The sequence below is a fragment of the Acinetobacter sp. ANC 3882 genome, assembly GCF_022549545.1.
GTDB lineage: Bacteria > Pseudomonadota > Gammaproteobacteria > Pseudomonadales > Moraxellaceae > Acinetobacter.
Genome location: NZ_JAKZGB010000016.1, coordinates 1 through 6,887, shown reverse-complemented (window position 1 = coordinate 6,887; position 6,887 = coordinate 1). Strand labels below are relative to the sequence as shown.

The following is a 6,887-nucleotide window of genomic DNA, read 5'->3' as shown; positions in this document are numbered from 1 at the left end:
ATAAAGACACAAATAGTTTGTCATAAAGACACAAATAGTTTGTCATAAAGACACAAATAGTTTGCATAACGACACATAGTTATATATTGTGTCTTTATGCACATAAAAAACATAGTGTCTTTTATATGAAAAACGGATTAGTAGTGAAAGATAATGCTTTAATGAACGCCAGTTACAACCTTGAAGTGACTGAGCAACGCTTAATACTTTTAGCAATCATTAATGCAAGAGAAACAGGGGCAGGGATCACCTCTGACAGCAAATTAGAAATTCATGCGAGTGATTATTCAAAACAGTTTAATGTTACTAAAGAGGGTGCATACAAAGCCCTAAAAAGTGCTGTTAACAACTTATTTGAACGCCAATTTTCTTTTCAAGAGGAAACAAAAAAAGGGATCGGTACTGTCCGTTCTCGCTGGGTAAGTCGTATCAAATATATTGATGATTCTGCAATACTAGAAATCACCTTTGCACCTGACGTTGTTCCTTTAATTACAAGGCTTGAACAACACTTTACAAGCTATCAAATTATCCAAGTAACTCAGCTGACTGGTAAGTATGCTATACGGCTTTATGAACTACTTATTGCTTGGCGTGGAGTTGGAAAAGTCCCACCTATAGAGCTATCAGAGTTTAGGAAAAAGTTAGGAGTTGAGGATGATGAATACAAGGCTATGAATCACTTTAAAAGCCGTGTACTTGAGCCATCTATTAAACAGATTAATGAGCATACTGATATAACCGTTAGCTATGAACAACAAAAAAAAGGGCGAACGATTACAGGTTTTTCCTTTAAATTTAAGCAAAAACAACAGGCAAAAATTGAAAAGCCGGTTGACCCGAAACGAGATCCAAACACACCTGATTTCTTTATCCCTATGACCGATGCACAGCGGCATTTATTCGCTCACAAGTTGTCTGAAATGCACGAAATGAGCGAATATTCTGTAGGCACTGAATCATACGAAGACTTTGCAAAACGCATTGCTGATATGCTTTTAGAACCTGAAAAATTCAGGACGTTTTACCCTCTATTGGTACAAGTAGGATTTAACTCTTAGGACATTTAAAATGACAGATAAACAGCAGCTACTGGAAGCCTTTAGAAGTGCTAAAGGCATCGTAGATCATGAGTTTACTCAGGAAATAATTGATTCTTGCCAATCAGAGGATCAAGCAAGGCAGCAGCGCATCTTGAATGGTGAAACCACCTTTGAACAAGAAGACGCTGCATTAATGGCTGAATGGAAAAAATTGAACTCCAAAAATTAGAAAAAATCTGTCTCGCCCTATGAGATAGTGTTTTCATCCTGATTGCTTTTAGATCGGTTTGACCGTAGCTCGTTTGCTCTATCCATCATCGAGCCAGCCATACGTCCACCAGTCGTAGAACCACTCAAACGGCTGCCAAGGTCACTTTTTAAAGCAGAACTCATATTCATTGCCATATTACCAGCCATAAAACCAGCTTTACCCATTGCACTCGATGGGCCTGTGCCAGTTGCTTGAGCCGTTTTAAGCTGTTCACTTGCCAACGCTCCAGCGCCTTTTGTAGCCATAGACGCACCAGCTGCACCAGCAGCAGCGCCAGCTGTCGCAGCAGCCACAGCACGTAGGGCAGAAGTTAGAGCAGCACCACTCCCAATAGATGAGCCGTTAATCACGCCTTGGAGCATATCAGGCACAATTTTGGTTAATGCCAGCAGTACCACACTACAGCCAATCATACCGACCAGACTTACATTATCTTCAACATTAAAGTCAGTAGCCCACTCTTTGATAAAAGTAAGTCCAAGACCTGCAATCAATTGTAAAATAAATATTTTTGCACCAACTGAAACAGCATATTGAATGGTTTTTAGGGCATAGTCTTTCGTCCATTGCGAACCTGCAAACCCCATCATTAAGACACTGGCTGACACCACGATATACATTTCAACCAACGCCAAAACCAAGAATGCACAAATCAAGGCAAATGCAATCATGATAATGATTGAAGCAATCAGCATCCCCAATGAATCAATAGGCGACCAAGCACTTACCGAGTTTAAAATCTCTTGGACGATCTTCCAGCCGTTCACAAAAAAATCTGAGGGTGTAAGCAGATTGTAGCCACTGGCGGTAGATGCAGCCTGTCTGAAGCTATTTACAATCGCTTCAGCGAACGTTGCTGAGTTCATCAAAAGCCATGACATAAAGCCGACATACATAATCTGATTGACGATAGTTGATGCCCATATCGAAAGATCATCACCACGAAATGCCAAGCCGATCATTGCCCAGCTGAATTGAATAAATGCGAGGATCCAAAATAGATTGGTTGCATAGTTCAACAGAGGAGCTTGCCATGTACTTGCTGCTGTTTGGAACTTCTCGATCATATTGTCGATTGATGAAGCATCAATCGCAGCATTTGCATGGGCGGACATGACAAACAACCCAATAATCAAGAGCGTTGATAGCATGGATCTGTTTAGTCTGGCCATAATCAGAATCCTTTGCCTTTGGCGTTATCAAGGTCTAAATCACTTGTATTTCTTTTTTTCCAATCTTCTTGTGTTTTTTCATCTTTTTTGCCACAACCAGCAAGGGAAAAAATCAAAACTCCTGAAATCAAAATATTCAAATATTTCATTTTAGAACCCCTTTGCCTTGGTAGAACCTAAATCAAGGCTACTGGTATTCCGTTGTTTCCAAGCATTACGCATAGCATCTTTTTCCGCCTGGGCGGTTGCTTGAGCTTCTGTAGCAGAACGAGCCGAAGCAGCCATAACCGTGTGCAAATCATTCATTTGTTGCGCCAAAACACCCAACATTTGATTAGATGACTGCAATTGAGCAACTTGTGAAGCTCCAGCCGATCCAGCACTTTCATTCAAAATTGATGCAATCCGATTATTCCGATCCTTAATGTTGTTGATTGTCGATTGAGCCTGCATTGCAGATTTATTGGCATCTTGAAGCTGATCCGACCACTTACCGAACTGCTGATACATTTGTTCAGGTGATTTATTTTTCATGTTTTGAAAATTAGGGTAGAGCTGCTGGAACTGGCTTTGAACCTCACCCACCGAAGCATTAAGTGCTTTTGATGCAGAAATGATTTTATTCAAATCCTGATACTGTGCGCTCATTTGGCTGACAAGACCGCTATAGTTGCCAAGACCTAATTGGCGCAATGCTTGTTCTGACAAGGCATTACCACGTAACAAGCTATTAATTTGCGAAACTTGGTTAGAAATTTGCGTTGCTTGGTTAGCAGCGTTAATGATCATATTGGCAAAGTTGCCACCATCAAAAACAGGGATACCTGTTGCCATGCTCGATGTCGAAGTAACAGTCGTAACAGCCAAGATACCAGCCAAACATAAAGCCCTAATTTTCATCACTCACTCCTTTAATGGAAGATTAAATAATTCTCTATCTCGATTTTCGGTTAAGTATTTATCGAGCTGAGCCATTAACTTTTCATGAGCAACAGTGTCATTTTCGACGATTTTTAACATACAAGAGCCGATTAAAATCTTACGTCTTGTATCATTCTTTCGTTCTAACTCTTTTTGCTTAGAACGTTCACGAGCTACAGCAGCTTGTTTTTGAGCTTTTAACTGTTTTAACCGCTCTTGTTGCTTAGAAATTTGTTGTTCCAATGACTCAATTTTCATCTTTAACATACCTTTCAAATAGAGGAAATCCCCCTAAATCATAAGCGCACTTGAACATTGCTTTCAAGTTGCTATATGATTGTTGTGGGTTTTCCCGAAGGGCGCACTTTCCCAAACTAAAGTTTGGAGCGCGTAAGGGGTCTCCCCTTAACCCCGAAAAAAAATTTTCAATTTTTTTTAAAAACACTTGTCAATGGGACTTTACATCGTGGCTATTTTTCACTTTTCAGTAAAAAATATTAGTCGATCAGATGGTCGAAGTGCTGTTGCGTGTGCTGCATATAGATCAGGGGAAAAATTGAAAGATGAACGCTATGGAAAAGAGCAGGATTACACCAAGAAAACAGGCATAGAATTTAAAAATATCTATGCGCCTGAAAACACCAAAAAAGAATTATTAGATCGGGAAACTCTTTGGAATACGGTCGAAACCATTGAAACTAGAAAAAACTCTCAATTATCAAGAGAATTTGAAGTTGCATTTCCTTGTGAATTAAACCAAGAACAACGAGAGAAGATGCTCAATGAACTATGCAGAAAAATTGTAGAACGTCATAAGGTCGTTGTTGATGCAGTCATTCATGCCCCACATACCGCAGGCGGAAGTGATGACCGCAACTATCACGCCCACATCATGCTCACTACACGCAGCATTAACCAGCAAGGCAACCTTGATAAAAAAACGAGAGAATTTAACGACAACGGCAAACAAGAAGTCGAACACTGGAGACAACAGTTTGCGGAACTCTGCAATCAATTTCTTGAACAGGTTGGCAGCCATGAGCGTGTCGATCACCGCAGCTACAAAGAGCAAGGTTTAGATTTAGAAGCCACACAGCATGAGGGTTCTACAATTACCCAACTTCGCAGACAGGGCAAGGACACTGAAATCAGTTTAAGTAACGATGCGATTAAGGCTAGAAATACGGAACGCCAATTAATTAAAGGACTTGAGCAAGAAATTTTAGCTACAGAACGCCTTGTTCATGACTTGGAACAGACCAGGGAAAATTTAGACCAGGAACAACGCCAAAAAGAAAAAGACCAGGAACAACGTTCCCCTGAAGAATTAACCAAAATTGCATATAGCGTTATTTCGCAATATAACGATGCTATAGCCACGGAAGCGAAAAACATAGCGTCATCTATCCAAAAAACAGAAATCGAGCAAATAAACGCTATTTTGGAGCAAATAGAGCTATCTAAAAGCGATATTGAACACCAAAAAGAAGAACTAGGAAAAAGACCCCTGTTTTTTGGCGGAAAATGGGATACAGCAAATGCTGAAATCCGAAAGCAATTGAACCAACTCGAAGAACAAGAACGAGAATTGAGGAATAACTCCCCTAGACTTGAGCCTGAACGCTATACAGATCGGGCAAAACAGACTGTAGACAAGTCTAATCCAAACCTAAAAGCTAAATATGACCGAGCAAGAAACTATCTTGAGCGAGAACAGCAGCGCAAATTAGCAGAACAGGAAAAACGAAAACAGGACTATAAAGCCCAACAAGAAAGGGAAAGACAAGCATTCCTTGCACGTAAAGCTTTACGTGAACAAGGTAAAAATGATGAGGCTAATAAGTTGCTAGAAGCATCCAAATTAAATAATCACAAACCACGTTCACGTTAGTTTTAATACGGCACTACTACTGCATAACAAAATACAATTTCAGATGTTTCATCTGATGAATAGGTAGACAACATAAGATCTTTGCTGTCAGGATAGTGCTTCATAACTAGTTCTATTTTATCAATAATACAGTCATTAGAATCTGTCATTTTGCCGTTATACAGGGCCTGTTTAAAATTCTCACCCTCATGTAATTTAATTTGATATTTACGTTCTATCTCTAAAAATTTTTCAAAAATGCTCATGATATATCTCTAATTAAGGTAAGAGATATATATCACAATTATTCAATGGTTTGGGGCTATCCTTAGAACAGAAAAGTGCGAACTGGCTGAGAAGGATTTTTTCTTTTGGTACTTATTGATTTAGCGCTGTTTCTAAAAGCTTAAAATCACATGAAAGTCTTGCTATGAAAGAGTTTCGATTTTTATTAGCTAAATCATAGAGCTGCTGGGCTTGAGCTTGGATTTGATCCTGAAAATGCAAAATAAACTCATACTGGTTTTGTAATAAACGACCATATTTGTCTGTAATATCAATAGTGATTTCTATTAATTGATCATCTGTTACAGGGAACATATTGTTGATATGAATAACGCCTAACTTGTTATTTGGATTACCTTTTTCATGCAACTTAAAAACTGTAATGTTATTGATTTTGTCTTGCTTTGGTTTGTATGAAGACAAAGGCGCATAATAATTCAAGCCATTAATTACCAATAAAACGCCAACATAAGGGCGTGTACCACCATAATTATTCTGTATTTTTGAATCTAATGATTTCATTTTATTAATAAAATCATCTTTAATCGTATAAAAGCGAAGCGACGTAGACATATCTTTCAGGCATAAAAAATGGCATCCGCAAGGATACCATTTTTTATACACCCATCATAAAGATGAGGTAAATTTTTCAATCCGCATTTAAGGGTAGTGGGACACCCATTTTTCAATCCGCATTTAAAGGTAGTGGGACACCTATTGCATTCATTATGCTTTCTTATCATTAAATTTGCAATTGAGAATTGCACCAGTAATTAGATTAATACGTTAAAAAATATATTATCAAGGTGCAAAATATATAGTTTCGCAATAGCGATATAGCATATTTATTTTGGTGTTTATTAAAAATATCTAAACAATACAATATATTACAGAGCGAGTGTCTACGAGCGAACAATCAAAATTTGCACCTAGACCCTCTGAAAAACCGCTTTTCAGGCTGTATAGCCTAAGAAAAGCATAAATCACTTGCTAAAACTTGCACCTAGACCGAGCGGAGCGAGCAAAAAAGCTCTATGAGCGAAGCGAATTCATAGTTGCTTTTGCTTTTAGATTTCACAAACAGGATTAACAAAAAACTGCCCCTCGAAGCGAGCTTGCGAGCTTCAATAGAGTACGAGCCTTGGCGAGTACCTAGGGCAGTTTGACCACTCCCCTGCTGTATGGGCTTTTAAAAATTTTAAATGCTTTTAAATGCTTTTAAACTAAGTGAAACCTTTTAATAGCAATACTTTTAACGAGTATAAAGACACAAATAGTTTGTCATAAAGACACAAATAGTTTGTCATAAAGACACAAATAGTTTG

At 38.5% G+C, this 6,887-nt stretch carries 9 protein-coding genes; 3 read left to right on the top strand and 6 right to left on the bottom strand.

Annotated elements, in window-relative coordinates; genetic code table 11:
• Positions 1–125: 125 nt before the first annotated feature.
• Both repM and MMO42_RS18000 read left to right on the top strand, forming a co-directional pair.
• Entirely contained in the window at positions 126–1,061 is a 936-nt protein-coding gene (repM, locus tag MMO42_RS18005) for a replication initiation protein RepM (protein ID WP_241321566.1), read from the top strand.
• 10 nt (positions 1,062–1,071) lie between these two features.
• Positions 1,072–1,272, top strand: a complete 201-nt coding sequence (locus tag MMO42_RS18000; RefSeq protein WP_068564378.1) for a hypothetical protein — start codon at positions 1,072–1,074, stop codon at positions 1,270–1,272.
• A 17-nt stretch (positions 1,273–1,289) separates the two neighbouring features.
• Here the strand turns inward: MMO42_RS18000 and trbL are convergent, their stop codons facing one another.
• Genes trbL through MMO42_RS17980 form a run of 4 tightly spaced genes read right to left on the bottom strand, consistent with a single transcriptional unit; the run spans position 1,290 to position 3,665 of the window.
• Complete coding sequence (gene trbL / locus MMO42_RS17995; RefSeq protein WP_241321565.1) at positions 1,290–2,429, bottom strand: P-type conjugative transfer protein TrbL; 1,140 nt, start codon at positions 2,427–2,429, stop codon at positions 1,290–1,292.
• A gap of 59 nt (positions 2,430–2,488) precedes the next feature.
• Positions 2,489–2,635 (bottom strand): hypothetical protein, encoded by a 147-nt coding sequence (locus tag MMO42_RS17990; RefSeq protein WP_241321564.1) that lies wholly within the window; start codon positions 2,633–2,635, stop codon positions 2,489–2,491.
• Position 2,636: 1 nt separating this feature from the next.
• Complete coding sequence (locus MMO42_RS17985) at positions 2,637–3,386, bottom strand: hypothetical protein (protein WP_004919009.1); 750 nt, start codon at positions 3,384–3,386, stop codon at positions 2,637–2,639.
• Between the two features lie 3 nt (positions 3,387–3,389).
• The gene (locus MMO42_RS17980; RefSeq protein ID WP_004919011.1) at positions 3,390–3,665 is read right to left on the bottom strand and encodes a hypothetical protein; all 276 of its coding nucleotides are present in this window, start codon (positions 3,663–3,665) and stop codon (positions 3,390–3,392) included.
• Between the two features lie 208 nt (positions 3,666–3,873).
• On the opposite strand from MMO42_RS17980, the gene mobQ reads away from it, so the two are divergent.
• Entirely contained in the window at positions 3,874–5,298 is a 1,425-nt protein-coding gene (mobQ, locus tag MMO42_RS17975) for a MobQ family relaxase (protein ID WP_241321563.1), read from the top strand.
• 2 nt (positions 5,299–5,300) lie between these two features.
• On the opposite strand, the gene MMO42_RS17970 is transcribed toward mobQ, so the two are convergent.
• Positions 5,301–5,543 carry a hypothetical protein gene (locus MMO42_RS17970; protein ID WP_241321562.1) on the bottom strand — a complete coding sequence of 81 codons (243 nt, stop codon included), beginning with the start codon at positions 5,541–5,543 and terminating at the stop codon, positions 5,301–5,303.
• A gap of 112 nt (positions 5,544–5,655) precedes the next feature.
• A complete protein-coding gene (locus tag MMO42_RS17965) occupies positions 5,656–6,135 on the bottom strand; it encodes a type III toxin-antitoxin system ToxN/AbiQ family toxin (protein WP_275891186.1) in 480 nt (159 codons plus the stop codon).
• Positions 6,136–6,887: the final 752 nt, after the last annotated feature.